This window comes from Pseudomonas corrugata (genome assembly GCF_050920615.1).
Taxonomy (GTDB): Bacteria; Pseudomonadota; Gammaproteobacteria; order Pseudomonadales; family Pseudomonadaceae; genus Aquipseudomonas; species Aquipseudomonas corrugata.
Map to the genome: position 1 here is coordinate 4,478,812 of NZ_CP130434.1, position 15,700 is coordinate 4,494,511.

At 60.9% G+C, this 15,700-nt stretch carries 14 protein-coding genes and 1 pseudogene; 8 read left to right on the forward strand and 7 right to left on the reverse strand.

What is annotated here, in order from left to right:
• Window positions 1-108 precede the first annotated feature (108 nt).
• Window positions 109-930 carry an alpha/beta fold hydrolase gene (locus QZH45_RS19575; protein ID WP_024779335.1) on the reverse strand — a complete coding sequence of 274 codons (822 nt, stop codon included), beginning with the start codon at window positions 928-930 and terminating at the stop codon, window positions 109-111.
• Window positions 931-1,188: 258 nt separating this feature from the next.
• On the opposite strand from QZH45_RS19575, the gene QZH45_RS19580 reads away from it, so the two are divergent.
• Window positions 1,189-3,993, forward strand: a complete 2,805-nt coding sequence (locus tag QZH45_RS19580; protein ID WP_024779336.1) for an ATP-binding protein — start codon at window positions 1,189-1,191, stop codon at window positions 3,991-3,993.
• On the opposite strand, the gene QZH45_RS19585 is transcribed toward QZH45_RS19580, so the two are convergent.
• Both QZH45_RS19585 and QZH45_RS19590 read right to left on the reverse strand, forming a co-directional pair.
• A complete protein-coding gene (locus tag QZH45_RS19585; RefSeq protein ID WP_024779337.1) occupies window positions 3,940-5,403 on the reverse strand; it encodes an ATP-binding protein in 1,464 nt (487 codons plus the stop codon). The two genes, QZH45_RS19580 and QZH45_RS19585, sit on opposite strands and share 54 nt — an antisense overlap.
• 180 nt (window positions 5,404-5,583) lie before the next feature.
• Window positions 5,584-6,534: a GlxA family transcriptional regulator gene (locus tag QZH45_RS19590; RefSeq protein ID WP_024779338.1), complete on the reverse strand. Its 951-nt coding sequence runs from the start codon at window positions 6,532-6,534 to the stop codon at window positions 5,584-5,586.
• 351 nt (window positions 6,535-6,885) lie between these two features.
• Between QZH45_RS19590 and QZH45_RS19595 the strand changes: the two genes are divergently transcribed.
• From QZH45_RS19595 to QZH45_RS19605, 3 genes are all read left to right on the forward strand, one after another.
• The gene (locus tag QZH45_RS19595) at window positions 6,886-7,608 is read left to right on the forward strand and encodes a pirin family protein (protein WP_024779339.1); all 723 of its coding nucleotides are present in this window, start codon (window positions 6,886-6,888) and stop codon (window positions 7,606-7,608) included.
• A 336-nt stretch (window positions 7,609-7,944) separates the two neighbouring features.
• The gene (locus tag QZH45_RS19600; protein ID WP_024779340.1) at window positions 7,945-8,346 is read left to right on the forward strand and encodes a hypothetical protein; all 402 of its coding nucleotides are present in this window, start codon (window positions 7,945-7,947) and stop codon (window positions 8,344-8,346) included.
• Between the two features lie 204 nt (window positions 8,347-8,550).
• Window positions 8,551-8,757: a hypothetical protein gene (locus tag QZH45_RS19605; RefSeq protein ID WP_024779341.1), complete on the forward strand. Its 207-nt coding sequence runs from the start codon at window positions 8,551-8,553 to the stop codon at window positions 8,755-8,757.
• A gap of 47 nt (window positions 8,758-8,804) precedes the next feature.
• Here QZH45_RS19605 and QZH45_RS19610 read toward each other — a convergent pair whose 3' ends face one another.
• Window positions 8,805-9,842 (reverse strand): GlxA family transcriptional regulator, encoded by a 1,038-nt coding sequence (locus QZH45_RS19610; protein WP_055135649.1) that lies wholly within the window; start codon window positions 9,840-9,842, stop codon window positions 8,805-8,807.
• Window positions 9,843-10,102: 260 nt separating this feature from the next.
• Here QZH45_RS19610 and QZH45_RS19615 point away from each other — a divergent pair.
• From QZH45_RS19615 to QZH45_RS19625, 3 genes and pseudogenes are all read left to right on the forward strand, one after another.
• Window positions 10,103-11,185 (forward strand): annotated as a pseudogene (locus QZH45_RS19615) (cache domain-containing protein); the annotation flags it as partial.
• A 93-nt stretch (window positions 11,186-11,278) separates the two neighbouring features.
• A complete protein-coding gene (locus tag QZH45_RS19620; protein WP_370444541.1) occupies window positions 11,279-12,046 on the forward strand; it encodes a methyl-accepting chemotaxis protein in 768 nt (255 codons plus the stop codon).
• Between the two features lie 120 nt (window positions 12,047-12,166).
• Window positions 12,167-12,829 carry a class I SAM-dependent methyltransferase gene (locus QZH45_RS19625; RefSeq protein ID WP_033034624.1) on the forward strand — a complete coding sequence of 221 codons (663 nt, stop codon included), beginning with the start codon at window positions 12,167-12,169 and terminating at the stop codon, window positions 12,827-12,829.
• A gap of 18 nt (window positions 12,830-12,847) precedes the next feature.
• Here the strand turns inward: QZH45_RS19625 and QZH45_RS19630 are convergent, their stop codons facing one another.
• Window positions 12,848-13,186: a hypothetical protein gene (locus QZH45_RS19630; protein WP_055135650.1), complete on the reverse strand. Its 339-nt coding sequence runs from the start codon at window positions 13,184-13,186 to the stop codon at window positions 12,848-12,850.
• 241 nt (window positions 13,187-13,427) lie between these two features.
• Here QZH45_RS19630 and QZH45_RS19635 point away from each other — a divergent pair, with 241 nt between their 5' ends.
• A complete protein-coding gene (locus tag QZH45_RS19635; protein WP_167355717.1) occupies window positions 13,428-13,586 on the forward strand; it encodes a hypothetical protein in 159 nt (52 codons plus the stop codon).
• Window positions 13,587-13,648: 62 nt separating this feature from the next.
• On the opposite strand, the gene QZH45_RS19640 is transcribed toward QZH45_RS19635, so the two are convergent.
• Window positions 13,649-14,998, reverse strand: a complete 1,350-nt coding sequence (locus QZH45_RS19640) for a sensor histidine kinase (protein WP_024779345.1) — start codon at window positions 14,996-14,998, stop codon at window positions 13,649-13,651.
• The gene (locus tag QZH45_RS19645) at window positions 14,995-15,654 is read right to left on the reverse strand and encodes a response regulator transcription factor (RefSeq protein WP_024779346.1); all 660 of its coding nucleotides are present in this window, start codon (window positions 15,652-15,654) and stop codon (window positions 14,995-14,997) included. Before QZH45_RS19645 ends, QZH45_RS19640 begins: the two co-directional genes overlap by 4 nt.
• Window positions 15,655-15,700 lie beyond the last annotated feature (46 nt).

Genomic DNA, 15,700 nt, shown 5'->3' on the forward strand with positions numbered 1-15,700 from the left:
CATCCTGTGGGAGCGAGCCTGCTCGCGAAGCGTCGACACATCCGACATCGTCACAAGCTGACCCACCGCTATCGCGAGCAGGCTCGCTCCCACAGGTTCTATGCTCGATCAGCCTCGGATGAATGCCAGCAGGTCCGCATTCAGGCGATCCTTGTGGGTATCGGTCAGGCCGTGAGGCGCGCCGGGGTAGACCAGCAACTGCGAGTGCTTGAGCAGTTTGGCGGCTGCGATGCCGGCGGTTTCGATGGGGACCACCTGGTCGTCATCGCCATGGACCACGAGGGTCGGCACGTCAATGTTGCGCAGGTCTTCGGAAAGATCAGTCTCCGAGAACGCCTTGATGCAGTCGTACGTGTTCTTGTGGCCGGCGAGCATGCCTTGCATCCAGAACCAGTCGATCAAGCCTTGGGACACCTTGGCGCCCGGACGGTTGGCGCCGAAGAACGCGCTGGCCACATCTTTATATAGCTGAGAACGGTCAACCAGGGAGGCCTGGCGGAAACCGTCGAACACTTCGATGGGCAGGCCACCGGGGTTAGCCGGGGTCCTGAGCATCAGCGGCGTTACTGCCGAGATCAGCCCGAGCTTGGCGACACGAGCGGCGCCATGACGGCCGATGTAGCGTGTCACTTCACCACCGCCGGTCGAGAAACCGAGCAACACGGCCTCCTTCAGGTCCAGCCGCTCGATCAGCTCGGCCAGATCATCAGCATAAGTGTCCATATCATTGCCATCCCAAGGCTGGCTGGAGCGCCCATGCCCACGGCGGTCGTGGGCGATCACCCGGTAACCGTTGGACGCCAGGAACATCATCTGCGCTTCCCAACTGTCCGAGTTCAACGGCCAGCCATGACTGAAGACAACCGGCTGACCACTGCCCCAATCCTTGTAGTAGATCTCGGTGCCGTCGCGGGTGATGAAGGTGCTCATGACATGACTTCCTTGAGAGGGATGGAGGTCTCCATGGTCCGGTCTGAGGGGGTGTATGCGTGAGTTAAACGTTGTTAATTTTTTTGATTGAGGGCAGGACGATGGTGCTTTTTGTGGCGAGGGGATTCATCCCCTCGCCACAGGATTCTCCATTGCAGCCCTGGAATGGCAAGGCAAGAAGGCTCTAACCGTTGCACCTGAAGCCAAACCTGAGGAACATACTCGGATATGCCTCCTGCACCAGACATTGAGAACACAATGAGCCACCCCAGCGCCCTGCCCGTCGAACAGACCGTGCATTTCGGCCCTTACCACGTCCATCCTCGCCAGCGCCTGGTGCTGGAGGGGGGGCAACCGTTGCGCCTGGGACGGCGGGCGGTGGAGATCCTGCTGGTGCTGCTCGAGCACGCCGGAGAGGTGGTAAGCAAGCAACAATTGATCGCCCGTGTCTGGCCCAGGAGTGTCGTGGAGGACACCAACCTGCGAGTGCATGTCGCGGCATTGCGCAAGGCGTTGGGGGATGGCCAGGCCGGGCAGCGCTACATCGTTACCGTAGCGCAGCGCGGCTACAGTTTTGTCGCGCCGGTGTCGGCCGAACCTCTCATCCCCATGGCGGATATTCCTCCTGCATCACTGGCCCACAATCTGCCGCCGCGTCGTACCCGGATGATCGGACGCCAGGCGGTAGTGGACAGCCTGGTAGCTCATCTGCCGCGCAAACGCTTCATTACCCTGGTCGGTACCGGTGGCATCGGCAAGACCACTGTGGCCCTGCGGGTCGCCGAGCGGCTGATCGATCGCTACCGCGACGGCACTTATCTGCTGGATCTGTCGTTGCTCAACGATCCGGTCATGATCGCCCCAGACCTGTGCGCCCTGCTGGACCTGCCGCAGCCGGACAGCGATCCACTGGCTACCATTGCCCGCCAGCTCAAGGAACGACATCTGTTGTTGGTGATCGATAATTGCGAGCATCTGATCGACGCCACGGCTCAGCTCTGCGAAACGCTGCTGCGCGGCGCCCCGCACTTGCATATCCTGGCGACCAGCCGTGAAGGCCTGCGAGCCGAAGGCGAACACGTGCAGCGCCTGGATGCCCTGGCCTTTCCCCCCCGGGAGACGCCCATCGAAGGCTACCCGGCCCTGGAGTACCCGGCCCTGCAGCTGTTCGCCGAGCGGGCGATGGCCAACCATGACGACTTCGAGCTAGCTGACCACGAGGTGCCCCTCGTGGCGGACATCTGCCAACGATTGGACGGGATTCCCCTGGCCATCGAACTGGCCGCCGCGCATGTGGGTCGCTTCGGGCTGGAGGCGCTTCACCGGCAATTGCAAGACAGCGTCGCTCTGCTTCACAACGACAGCGACGTTGCACCGCGCCAGCAAACCCTGCGCGCCACGCTGGATTGGAGCTTCGCACTGCTCACAGAATGCGAGCAGGTCTGCCTGCGACGGCTATCGATGTTCATGGGCAGCTTCAACCTGACCTCGGCCGCGGCGGTAATCATCGGCCCCCATGTCGCGCCCGACCAGGTGCTGGTGTCGATCAGCCAATTGGTTGCCAAATCCCTGCTCAACGTCGAGGTCGGCGATGAAGAGGTGCGCTATCGCTTGCTGGACACCACCCGCAGCTACGCCCTGGAGAAACTGGCCGAAGCCGGCGAACTGGCAGCCAGCCAGGAACGCCACGCCGAACGCTGCCTGGCTCTGATGGAGCAAGCCGAGCGGGATTGGGAAAGCACCGCCACGCCCCTGTGGATCGCTCGCTATGCCGCCTACCGCGATGACATCCGCGCGGCCCTCGACCGGGGGTTGGGGCCGCACGGCGCCCATCAGGTGGCCATCCGCTTGACCGCGAGCACCCTGCCCCTCTGGCAGGAACTCTCATTGCTCAAGGAGCACGGGCTTTACGTCAGCAAGGCGCTGCAACTACTGCGGGCCACTCCGTCGCCATGCCCCAGGCTGAGCCTCGCCCTGGAGCTGGCCAACGCCAGTTTCAACTACCACACCGAGGGCGGTACGCCGGCCACGATCCGCGCCTTCGTCACCGCCCGACAACTGGCGCAACAATGCCAGAGCCGTGCCGGCGAGCTCCGGGCGGTGTCGGGGCACATGGCGGTCAACCTCAGTTGCGGCCACTACCAGCAGGCACTGGAACAGAGCCAGGATTTCGACCGGCTGGGCACCCTGGGCGACCCGCTTCTGTCTTTGAGTGCACAACGCCTGCGAGTGTTGGCGCTGCATTTTGCCGGCGACCAGGGCGCGGCCCGACAAGACGCCGAGCAGGTCATCCAGCGCCTGGCCCAAAACGGCCACCTCAGTCGTTTCACCCACGGTTTTGGCGTGCAATACGACCAGAGCGTGGCGTCGCTGACCACGCTGGCGCGCATACTCTGGCTGCAAGGCTTTGCCGAAAAAGCCCGACGGGCCGCCAATCTCGCCCTGCAAATTGCCTTGCAAATCAACCACGGCACCTCGATCTGCTACACCCTCGCACTGGCCGGCTGCGTGATTGCGCGCTACAACGGCGATCACTCAGTCGCGGGGGAAAGGCTCGATATGTTGCGATACCAGGCCAAGAAACACTCGGTGATACTGTTTCATGACTGGGCTCGTCACTACGACTGCGCGATCAATGACGCCCCCCTCAAGACGAATCCGGTCAACGGGCTGATCCAGGACATTGTCGTGACCCTTCGTGCCGATCGGGTCAGTGCCTGGCAACTCGATCGCGCCCACAGCGGGGCCGCAGGCTGGTGCACGGCCGAGATCCTGCGGGCCGAGGCGCAGACCTTGCTGGCACGCAACGACCCGGCCCTTGACGACCGCGCCGAGGAACATCTGGTGACCGCCCTGGGCGTGGCTCGTGGTCAGGATGCCCTGGCCTGGGAGCTGCGCAGCGCCACGACCCTGGCGCGGCTATGGCAACGCCAGGGCCGGGAACAGGCTGCGCAAGAATTGCTCGAGCCGGTCTATCGACGCTTCACCGAAGGCTTTGATACCCCTGACCTAGTGGAGGCCGACGCGCTGCTCCACGTCCTGTCTCGGCAGCGCGGGGCTTGAATGGACGGGCTTCCAGGCGTCCTGGAGCACATAGCGCCGGTGATACAAATGCCATTGGCCGCTGCGTCGCAATTTTTCCCGGGCATAGGCTCGCGTGGTCTGAAGCCAGTGGAAACGCACCCCACTGGCACAGTGTTCGACCCTCAACAGCGACTGCTGGGCCAGCCGTGACAGCAGCCAGGGCAACTGCCCGATACCCAGTTCCGGGCAACTGATCACCGCAATGGCCGCCTTGGCGGTAAAAGGCCGGTCGAACACCGCGAGGCGCTGGAACACCACCTGCTCCGGGGCACTCAAGCGCTCGAAACTCCAATCCAGCAAGGCTTCCAGACTCCGGTGGCGGGGCACGGCCGTGCGCCGGCCAAAGCTCAAGAGCGAAAGCCCAAAGTCCAGTTGCTCCAGTACTCCCACCACGCCCAAGGCACAGACCTGGGCCGCCGCCAGCTCCAGGGCCAGCGGCAAGCCGTCCAGGCGCTGGCAGATTTGCGCAATCGCCACCAGGTCGCGGTCGCTGGCTTTGAAACCTTGCTGCCCGGCGCAAACCCGGTCCACCAGCAACTGTACCGCCGGGCACGCCAGTAACTGATGCTCGGGCTCAAGGGGTGATGCCACCGTCAGGCCCGGCAGTTGCACGACACGCTCATCGTTGAGATCCAGCGGCTCGCGGCTACTCAACAACAGCGACACCCCCGGTGCCGATGCGCGTAACGCCAAGGCCAGCTCACGACAGGCATCGAGCAGGTGTTCGCAGCCGTCCAGCACCAGCAGCATCCGGCGCTGTCCAAGTTGCTGGCTCAGGGTCTCGGGCGCCAGACCCAGTGTGCAAGCAATCCGTGCCCGTACCTGGCAAGGCTCGGTGATGGCCGCCAGGTCGACGAACCACGCACCGTCATCAAAGTGTTCCAGCAAAAGCTCCGCGACCCGCAGCACCACGGTGGACTTGCCGACGCCACCCGGGCCGGTCACCGTGGTCAGGCCCTGGCGCGAGACCTCGACGAGCAACCGGCCCAACACTTTATCGCGGCCGATCACCGGGCTCAGCCGCACAGGCAAATTGTGTTTTTCGCGTATGAACGAAGCCACCGGCGCGGCAAAGCAATAGCCGCGCCGGGGATCATTGAGGATGTACCGGCATCCGTCCCGCCCGTCACCGAACGCCCGACGCAACGCCGCAATGTGTACCCGCAGGTTGGTGTCTTCCACGACACTGTCCGGCCAGACGCCAGCTATCAGGGCTTGCTTGCTGATATAGCTGCCGGCGTGATCGACCAATACCTGGAGAACGTCCAGTGCCCGCCCGCCCAAGCTGAGGGGTTCGCCGTCTCGGGTGACCAGTCGCTGCTGCCGGTAGAAGGCAAACGGGCCGAAGCCCACCGCCGGTTCGGTATCGGGTTTGACGAAACTGTTCATGGTGATTCAGCAGCAAAGAACCGGCGTGGGCATGGCGTCGCGATCATCGAACGCGTCTGCCCCGGCTCTTTGCATCCTTTCCAGAGGGTTCGCCGTTATCTTGGCAGCCCACGACCAGAGAACAATGCTGGCACAGGGTGCATGACGGACATCACGGTGCCCTGGACGGACACCATAGGCTCAACTGAACTGCTGGCGATACTGCACGGGGGTCAGGCCGAGTTTTTCGCTGAACAGGGAGCGCATGTGCCGGACGCTGCCGAACCCGCTACGGAACGCCACGGTCTTGAGGGGCAAGTCCGTGCTTTCCAGTAACTGACGGGCCCGGTCGATACGGGCACCTTGCAGGAACTCCATCGGTGTCATCGTCACTTCGCGGGCAAACATCCGAGCGAAATGCCGCGGACTCATGGAGGCTTGCGCGGCCATGCGCTCGACGGTAAACGGCTCTTCCAGGTGTTCCATCACATAATGCTGTACCCGGGTGATGGCCGACTCCTGCGCCGCCACCGCTGCCACCAGGGGGCTGAACTGGGCTTGGCCGCCTTGGCGCTTCATGACCACCAACAATACCTTGGCCACATCCAGCGCCACTTTGCGACCGTGATCCTGGGCGACGATGGCCAATGCCAGGTCGATGCCGGCGGTGACGCCGCCTGAGGTAAACAGGCGACGGTCCTGCAGGAATATCTTGTCGGTTTCCACCAGGGCCTTGGGGAAGCGCCGAATCAGGCGCTCGGTGTAATGCCAGTGTGTGGTGACGCGGTATCCGTCGAGCAGTCCTGCCTCACCGAGCACAAAGGCTCCGGTGCAAATGGAGCCGTAGCGCATGGCACGTTGCGTCGCGGCCCGCAGCCAGGTGTGCAAGCCCGGATGCCGGTCGTTGTAGGCCCCCGGCCCACCTGGTACCAGCAATACGTCATAGGCCGCCCAGGCCTGGTCGATGTGTATGTCGGCTTCTACTGCCACGCCGTTGGACGCCCGCAACGCGCCGCGCTCGGTACCCAGGGTCAGCAATTGATAGTGTTGGTCCGGCTCAATATAGCGGTTGGCGATGGAAAACACTTCCATTGGCCCGGCCATGTCGAGTAGCAAAAAATCCGGAAACAGCACCATTGCAACGGTTTTCATCAGTTAACACACCAAAAAGAAAATCCAGAGGAACGCAGCGAAATTTCAAGCTCGCCTGATGAACCCTGTGGGAGCGAGCCTGCTCGCGATGACGTTGATACGGTCAACATCCCGGTGAGCTGACTCACCGCCATCGCGAGCAGGCTCGCTCCCACAGGTCCGATGTCGCACCAGAGGCGGCTTCGACATCATGTTAACGCACCGCACCGGCTGGCAGGCCTGCTTATTGTCCACTTATAGGTGACAGTCTTTCGTTTTTCACCTACTTATTAAGCGATAGCATAACCATTAACCTTCTTCTGTCCCCGGCGAACGGCCAAAGCCGCCGCCTACTGAACCAGGAGAATTACCATGCTGACACTTCGCAAAGCTGCGGACCGCGGAATCGCCCGTCACGGCTGGCTGACCTCGTTCCACACCTTTTCCTTCGCCAACTACCGTGACCTCAATCAACAAGGCTTTTCCGACCTGTTGGTCATCAACGACGACCGAGTCGTCGCCGCCAAGGGTTTCGGCCAGCACCCGCATCGGGACATGGAGATTTTCTCCTATGTGCTCGAAGGCGCGCTGGAACACAAGGACACCCTGGGTACGGGCTCGGTCATCCGCCCAGGCGACGTGCAACTGATGAGCGCCGGCAGTGGCGTGGCCCACAGCGAGTTCAACCACAGCGCGGACGAGCCGGTGCACTTCCTGCAAATCTGGATCGTGCCGAATGTCAGCGGCGCCAAGCCACGCTACCAACAGGAGCATTTCAGCGCCGAGCAGAAACGCGGCCGTTTGCAACTGATCATCTCCCCGGACGGCGCCGACGGCTCCCTTGAGGTGCGCCAGGACGCACGGGTCTATGCCGGACTGTTCGATGGCAACGAAAGCGCCACCCTGACATTGGCGCCTGATCGCTATGCCTATGTGCATGTCGCCCGGGGCAGCGTCGAGCTCAATGGCGTGCCGTTACAGGAAGGTGACGGCGTGCGAGTGCGGGAGGAACAGGTACTGACGCTGAGCAACGGACAGGACGCCGAGGTGCTGGTATTCGACCTTCAACCCAGAGAGCTGCCACAAATGCCATGATTGCTCCGCGGGGTAACCCGCGGCGCCCTTCCCCCGGAACCCGAGGCCTGGTTGCCCCATCGAGCCGTTCGGCTAGCCTTCAATGATGATCAGGCCTCACGTTTCCATAGCCGTTGCCGATAAGACCTTCCGTGGATAGTCAACATCGAGAACAACGCTTACGCAGGATTTTTCCGTCAAACCCGGATAAGCTCTGAAAGTTCCCATGAAATGAGCCCGCGCGACCAACGGTCGACTGCACGGTTTCCGGGAAATGTTGACTCAATGTTACAAGCCAAGCAAAATGATTTCACTTGGCCACCAACCTCTTGGCTTTGCTTATTCATGGAAGAAAGCATGAAAACGGTTATCTCCCTCGTTGCTCTTTGTGTAGCGTGTCATGCGACAGCGGACGTGCAGAAAATCCATTACAGCTACGATGATTCGGACGCCGAGTACTCCCTTGTTTCGTTTACCGAAAGCGGTTCAGCCATTCAGGCCATCGTGCAAAGGGTAGGTACGTATTTCACCAGCTATACAAAAGTGGAACTCGATTGTGCCAATCGCAGTGTTCGCCACATGGGGATGTACAACAGCCTGGAAGGGCTGGAAAAAGCCGAGTTCGACCAGATGCAAGGGCGAATAGTCGAGGGTTCCATCGCCGATGAAGTGGGAAAAGTGTTGTGCAATGGCACGACCCTGACCGCCTCGAAAACCGAGAACCCGCCTGCCGAAGAACAACCGGACGATAGAACCTGATCCCAACCGCGTCACCCCTTCGCCCCCGTGCGAATGTCACTGCTGAGTGAAGTTCTCGGACATGGAATGTCTGCCTAGTGGATAACGACGCCTTGCGGCGACTCGCCTTCCACTGCTGAACCCCTTTATTTCTGCGCAGACAGAAAAAGGTACCTGACCGATAACCTGAAGTACCCGCCCTCCACCGGCGGGTGGAAGACACTTATGCACGCAAGAAAGATATTTGAGTTTCTGATGACGCTGTTGGCTTTCGTCCTTATTACGCTGCTTTGGTTTGTCTATGCGGTTCCCGGCATGATTGATTACGACTCCGACCTCTCATTGATAGTCGCTGCCGTCGGTTCGATTATCTGGCTGTGCGCTACAGGTTGCATCATCCTGTATATGGTCCAGAAAACGCGCAAGACCTGAGCGCGAGCCCGGGTTTCAACCCTGCAAAGAGCGTTCAACCGTGACGCTCACCCCGTTTGCTTTCGCCCAAACGTCGAACGATAGCTGCCCGGCGGAACGCCGAAGAAGTCCCGAAAACGCCGTTGAAAATGCGGGGAGCTGACGAAGCCCGTCGCCACGGCGACTTCTGTCATCGATCGATTGGTCTGCTGGATGAGCTGGCGTGCCCGGGTCAGGCGCAACTCCAGGTAATAACGCGTTGGGGTCGCGCCGAGAAAGCTGCAGAAGCGTCGCTCCAACTGGCGCTTGGAAATCTTGACGCAAGCCGCCAACTCGTCGATCGTCAACGGCTCTTCGATGTTCTGCCACATCAATTCCAGCGCCAGCTTGAGGCTTTCCGGCAGCCTCGGGTCTGTCTCGACGAAGACCGGGGGCAGGTCCGACGCATCGCCCGATTCATCACATCGCAGGATTTCCTCGATAGCCCCCACCAGGGCCTCCCCTCCCGTCTGACGGATCAACTGAAGCATCATCCGCAGCGAACTGTTCGCACCGGCACAGCTGACCCGTCCGCGATCGACGACATAGGCCCGGCTCGACACCTTCACATGAGGGAAGACTTCCAACATCATCGCTCGGCTTTCCGGGTGGACGGCACACTCGAATCCATCCAGCAGGCTGGCGTCGGCAACGAAGAACACGCCATTCCACAGCCCTCCCAGTATGGCCCCCGATGCCGCATTGGCGCGCAGCTTGCGCCGCAGCAGTGGTACACCTTGCAGCTTCACGCGAAAACCGCCGGCGACGATAAGAATGTCCTGGCTTTCCGACAACTGCGCCAGCTCGATGTCGGTGGAAATGACAATCCCCAGGTCACTCGTCACCTGTCCCCCCGACACCCCTACCGTCAGAATCTCGTACAGTGGCATGTCACACATCAGGTTGGCCGTTACCAGAGCGTCCACCGCGCCGGTGAAGGACATCATCGAGAAATTGTCCATCAACACGAAAGCGACACGGGTCGGCGCCTGATCAGCCCCCGGCGAGCCGAGTCGCCGATAAGCCATGTTCTTGTTTTTAAGTACGCTCTCGAATGCGCTTGGCATAGGTCTCTTCCAGAAGACGATCAGACTGCTGTCACTCTCGCACCTCAGGCAAGCGGCCATGGTATGAGGAGCGTCGCTATCGTGTGGATTAGCGACGCGGGCAGCAATAGCCGCCCCTTAACTGCCTGACGCCCTAAAGTCCGTACGCCTTTAGTCGATAGATTGAGAGTAGACATGGGCGCTTTCCTTTCCAGCACTCACAACGCTCGCCGCCATTGTTTCCGCCGACCCAACACTTATAAATACCCGCGGGAGAAGTCATGAATATCAAACAGAAGCTGACATGGGCGTTCGCGACCATCGCCTGCCTTCCGGTCATCCTGGTGGCGGTGCTCGTCGTGCTGAACCTGCGCGACGCGGCGAAAACCAACTTCCTCGACAGCAGCGGCCGGGAAATCCGCCAGATCGACAATGGCATGAAGACGTTCTTCGATGGCATCAGCCAGAACGTCGAATTCTTCGCCAAGGATCCGCGGATCGTGGCGGCCAAGGACCTGAAAAACTATACGGGCGCCGACGCTGCACAAACGCCACTGCCTGAAATCAATAAACAGCTTCTGGATATCTTCGACCGCTTCGCCAAGAGCCATCCGACCACCGCCTATCTTTCCGTGGGCCTTGCCGATGGCGGCTATGCCAGCTGGCCTGATGACCCCAAAATCTCCAACTACGACCCACGCGTGCGCCCGTGGTACAAGGCCGCCATCGCCGCGCCTGGCGTGACTGTGCGTACAGACGCCTATTACTGGGCGCCGGATGATATATCGCTGATCGGCATCGTTCACACGGTATCCGACGCTGCCGGCAAACTGGTGGGTGTCGTCGGCCTCGACGTGTCGCTCAAGCAACTGACCGAACTGGTCAAGAATATCAAGCTGGGCGAAAGCGGCTACCTCATTCTGGTCGAGGGGAACGGCAACGTCCTGGTGGATGCCAGCGATGCCAAGCACAACTTCAAGCCTTTGGCCGACCTCGGCCCGAACTACGCCGCGCTGGCCAAGAGCAGCGATGGCATGACCCAGGTCGAGATCGACGGCGTGTCTTACATGGTCAACATTGTGACCTCCAAGACCCTGGGCTGGCGCTTCATCGGCCTTATCAAAAGCGAAGAGGTCATGGCCGGGGCCTCCAGCCTGACTTGGTTGATCGCTATTATCGCCGCTGTGCTGGCAGTCATCTTCGCCGTGGTCGGCGCAAGCTTCGCCAGTGTCATCGTTCGACCGATCCGCGGCGTTGCAAATGGCTTGCAGGAAATCGCTGAAGGCGAAGGCGACCTCACCCGTCAACTCTCCGTACAGGGCAAGGACGAAACGGCCAGCCTGGCAAGCTGGTTCAACCAGTTCCTGGGCATGATTGCGCAGCTGGTACAGCGAATCGGCAGTGCCTCCTCCGACTTGCAAAGCGCTGCGGCCGATACCAGCGAAGTCGCCACCAACATGAACGAAGCCGCCGGCCGCCAGCGCCAGGCAGTGGAGCTGGTCAGTACCGCTTTCAATGAAATGGTCGCGACCGCCAACGAAGTGGCCCGCTCCTGCAGCCAGGCCGCCACCAGCGCGGACACCGGCTACCGGGACGTGCACGACGGCCAGCATCACATCGGCGAAGCCACCGGCAGCGTGCTTAAGCTGAGCGAAGACCTGCAGCAGTCGACCCAGACCATGCAGGCGCTCGAGCAGGACAGCAAGAACATCAACACCATCCTCGACACCATCCGCTCGATTGCCGAGCAGACCAACCTGTTGGCCCTCAACGCCGCCATCGAAGCCGCGCGCGCCGGCGACCAGGGTCGCGGATTCGCCGTCGTGGCCGATGAAGTGCGGGCGCTGGCACGACGTACCGCCGACTCCACCGGCGAGATCGACAGCCTGCTCGGTAACCTGGCCCGGCGTACCCAGGAAGTGACACAGCAGATGCAGAGCAGCCTGCAAGTGTCGCAAACCAGCGTGGAACGCATCCAGCAGGCCCGCGACAGTTTCGACAAGATCCGCAACTCGGTGGATTCGATCCGCGATCAGAACACCCAGATCGCGACCGCCGCCGAGGAACAACATCAGGTGGCCGAAGACATCAACCGGCACATCGCGCAGATCCATGCCGATGCGCAGCTGGTCGAGGAATTTGCCCACTCGGCGCAGACCGGTTCGGGTCGCCTGACAGACATTTCCGGTCAACTGAGGGGGTTGGTGGGACGCTTCAAGTTCTAAGCAAGGTTGCTGAAGGAGCCCACTCGAGGCTTCTACATTGCCCCCTGTTGGGGGCAATGTCCCTTATGAGAACGTCTGGTGGCCTATCCTTGCATTCACGTCTCTATACCGGACACCGCTATGGCCGCCTCCGAATCAGAGCTTCTTCAAAGCTGGCATCACAATGCCCGGGCCTGGATCAATGCCATTCGCACCGGCGCCATCGAAAGCCGGCGCGAAGTCACCGACCAGGCCATCCTGCTGGCAGTACTCAGCCGCCAACCCGAGCGCGTGCTTGACCTGGGCTGTGGTGAAGGTTGGTTACTGCGAGCCCTGGCTGGGCGGGGCATCCAAGCCGTTGGAGTGGATGGCGATGCCACGCTGGTGGCGTCAGCACGGACGACCGGTTCTTCGCCCGTGCACCTGGCCAGCTATGAAGCGCTGGTGCAGGCGAAGGTGGATGTCGGCAGCGACTACGACCTGATCTGCGCCAACTTCGCCCTGTTGCACCAGGACATCATCCCCCTGCTCACCGCCATGAAGGCCCTGCTCGCCCCTGGCGGCGCCCTGGTGATCCAGACCCTGCATCCCTGGGTCGCCGCCGCGGGCGACTATCAGGATGGCTGGCGGCTGGAGCGTTTTGAAGGCTTCAAGGGGCAGTGGCAACCAATGCCGTGGTATCTGCGCACCCTGCCCAGCTGGTTCAATGCCCTGGACATGGCGGGCTTTGGGTTGACGGGCCTGCAGGAACCGCAACATCCGCAGAGCACGGTGCCGCAGTCATTGTTGTTGGTGGCTGAGTGAGGCCGCCGTTGCACCGAATTACTTCGGCGCATAATCCTTGCACATACCCTGCGCTGCGCCAGCCAGTGGTGAGTTGACGAGGTTATTCGCCATGCTCATCACTTGAAATTTATAAGCCGGATCGGACTTTATCTTCCTGACTTCCACCTTGGTCGCCTCGTCGATCCTGGGATCAGCGGCCATGGCATTCTCCACGTCACCGTTCAGGCCTGGGTTGGTTTTGTTGCACACCTGCTCCATGGCAACCATGGCGACCAGGCCCTGATGCTTTTCATCCTGCTGATTCGCGAAGACGACGCCAGCAAAACCCATCCCTGCCAGGCACAGTGAAAGTGTGGACATCCTTAACAACGACATTCAAACGCTCCTTGATTGTAGAACCCAGGCCATCTGTCGGCCAAAACATGCGCACTTTATCACGCCGTTTCGCGAACTTCGTTACAGGCCGCGACAGGTCTTTCGAACCAGAATCGACCCTTTGGACACGCTCTGCCGTACCACAATTCAAGCGCCCGAGGATGAACATACGTTCATCCCAATCATGGTCAAACGCGTCTACCCTGCGGGTTACAACATAGTGACTACAGGAGTACCCACCATGTTCTCGCACGAAAGCACGCCGTTGATTTTAATGTTCGTCATTTTGCTGCTGTGCATGCTTGCGGCTGTTCTACACCCGGTTCACGCTTTCTTTGACCGGGTTCGCAGGCGCAGGGGATCATCTGCCGAGATTGCGAAAGAGGTGGACTCGCGCTGAATGTATTCTCTGAAAGGCCCGGCGGCGTCCGGGCTTTTCTGTGCCTGTGCCTCGAATCGCGGTCATGGACGACCGGGCTGGAGCCAGGCAAGCGGTAACCAGACACACACTTCGAAACCTTCCTGTCGACCAGTCGCAGGGGACACCAATTTCATTCTCGCGTTGACCCCTTGCACGATGGTTTTCGTAATCGCCAACCCCAGCCCTGAACCACTGATTTCACTGTGACCACGTACAAAGCGCTCTGTAAGATGCTGCAATACCGACTGCGGCACCGCCGGGCCGCCATTGACCACCCGCAGTAGTGCCTGTTCGGTGAGGCTGACTTCTATCGGTTGATCTGCTGCCCCGTACTTGAGCGCATTCTCGATCAGGTTGCGCAGGAGGATGCCAAAGGCGTCCGGATCGATGTTCGAGTACACGCTGGCTTGGCCTGGCAGATGCAACTCGATGCGCTGACCGCTGCGTTGGTTCCACTCATCGACTCCATGGGCGAGCAATGGAATCAGGTCCTGAGGTGTTTCGGACAGCAGCCCACCGCCCTCGGCCTTGGCCAGTTGCATGAGCTTTTCCGAAAGCCGCACCAACTCGCGCAACGCGTTCTCGATCTTCGCCGCTCGCACTCGCAATGGGCCTTCGGGCGCCTCGTGATGTAGCCGCTGGATCTGCGCCAGGGTCGCGGCCAATGGCGTGCGCAACTCATGGGCGCTGTTGGCGGTGAAGCTGCGCTCGGCTTCCAGGGCCTTGCGCAAGCGCTCCAGCAGATGGTTGACGGCCTCGGCCAGCGGATCAATTTCTGCCGGCAGGCGGGCCACCTTGATCGGCGATAAATCACCCACGCCACGCGCCTCGACCGCACGACGATACGCCAGCACACTGCGAAGACTGATCCGCACGAACAACCAGGTGCCCAACAGGCTGACGGGAATCAGCGCCAACAGCGGCAACAACAGGGCAAACAGAGCTTCTCGGGCGGCTTCACGGCGATGCCCCAGCGGCTCGGCGATTTCAATGAACAGCGTTCCGCGCAATGCGCTGGCACCATACAAGCGGTACTTTTCAGAGGTGGAGAAACCCTCAATCGGTTGTTGATTGAAGATATTCGGGTTGGCATCGTGGGACTGCATCAGGATCTGGCCGCTGGCATCTCGCACCAGGTACGTCAGGTATTCCTTATGCATTTTCAACGTCGCAACGTGCTGAGCCTCACGGGGCCCCTCCCGGTTGCTGATTTCCAACACGGCCAGCGGCAAGATGCGTTGCGCGGTCTCTTCCAGTGCGCTGTCGAACGCCTCGTTCAACTCATGTTGCACCACCAGCCAGGCACCGACTGTCGCGCCCAGCCACAGCAAGGTCATACCCAGGGTCAACCCCAGGCCGAGGCGTTTTTGCAGGCTCGAAGAAGGCTTCATGCGGCCATCAACCGGTAGCCCATGCCACGCACGGTTTCAATCAGCTCGCGTCCGAGTTTCTTACGCAGACGACTGATGTAGACCTCGATGGTATTGCTCTCGATTTCGGCACCGAAGGCATACAGCCGCTCTTCCAGCTGCGACTTGGACAACAACGCGCTGGGACGCTGCACGAACGCTTCGAACAACGCCCATTCGCGGGCCGTCAGGTCCACGATGGTACCGTCACGCTGCACAGTGCGGGCGCTCATGTCCACCTGCAGATGACCGAGCCTGATCTGCGGGTTGGGGTTGCCGCTGTAACGTCGAGCCACCGCGGCGACTCGGGCAGAGAGCTCGGACAGGTCGAACGGTTTGACCAGATAATCATCAGCCCCGGCATTGAGGCCGGCAATGCGATCGGAAATCTGATCCTGGGCCGTCAGGATAATCACCGGGGTCACATTCCCCGCCGTGCGCTGCTGACGCAGAAAATCCAGCCCGCGACCGTCCGGCAGCATCAGGTCCAGCAGAATCAGGTCGTATGGCGTGGTGCGTACGCTGTCGCGCGCATGGTCCAGACGCTGCACCCAATCCACGGCGTGACCGTCATCCGCGATCTGCTCGCGCACCGCGTCCCCCAACCCAAGGGCGTCCTCGACCAATAGAACCCGCATCTGGCAACTCCTGTGGTGGTTGTCGTGCCGCACCTTAATCGTCTTA

Coding starts and splice junctions, on each gene's coding strand:
- QZH45_RS19580 (WP_024779336.1), top strand. CDS start 1,189: ATGAGCCACCCCAGCGCCCTGCCCGTCGAACAGACCGTGCATTTCGGC.
- QZH45_RS19585 (WP_024779337.1), bottom strand. CDS start 5,403: ATGAACAGTTTCGTCAAACCCGATACCGAACCGGCGGTGGGCTTCGGC.
- QZH45_RS19575 (WP_024779335.1), bottom strand. CDS start 930: ATGAGCACCTTCATCACCCGCGACGGCACCGAGATCTACTACAAGGAT.
- QZH45_RS19630 (WP_055135650.1), bottom strand. CDS start 13,186: ATGTCGTTGTTAAGGATGTCCACACTTTCACTGTGCCTGGCAGGGATG.
- QZH45_RS19645 (WP_024779346.1), bottom strand. CDS start 15,654: ATGCGGGTTCTATTGGTCGAGGACGCCCTTGGGTTGGGGGACGCGGTG.
- QZH45_RS19605 (WP_024779341.1), top strand. CDS start 8,551: ATGCACGCAAGAAAGATATTTGAGTTTCTGATGACGCTGTTGGCTTTC.
- QZH45_RS19590 (WP_024779338.1), bottom strand. CDS start 6,534: ATGAAAACCGTTGCAATGGTGCTGTTTCCGGATTTTTTGCTACTCGAC.
- QZH45_RS19600 (WP_024779340.1), top strand. CDS start 7,945: ATGAAAACGGTTATCTCCCTCGTTGCTCTTTGTGTAGCGTGTCATGCG.
- QZH45_RS19610 (WP_055135649.1), bottom strand. CDS start 9,842: ATGCCAAGCGCATTCGAGAGCGTACTTAAAAACAAGAACATGGCTTAT.
- QZH45_RS19625 (WP_033034624.1), top strand. CDS start 12,167: ATGGCCGCCTCCGAATCAGAGCTTCTTCAAAGCTGGCATCACAATGCC.
- QZH45_RS19640 (WP_024779345.1), bottom strand. CDS start 14,998: ATGAAGCCTTCTTCGAGCCTGCAAAAACGCCTCGGCCTGGGGTTGACC.
- QZH45_RS19635 (WP_167355717.1), top strand. CDS start 13,428: ATGTTCTCGCACGAAAGCACGCCGTTGATTTTAATGTTCGTCATTTTG.
- QZH45_RS19595 (WP_024779339.1), top strand. CDS start 6,886: ATGCTGACACTTCGCAAAGCTGCGGACCGCGGAATCGCCCGTCACGGC.
- QZH45_RS19620 (WP_370444541.1), top strand. CDS start 11,279: ATGAACGAAGCCGCCGGCCGCCAGCGCCAGGCAGTGGAGCTGGTCAGT.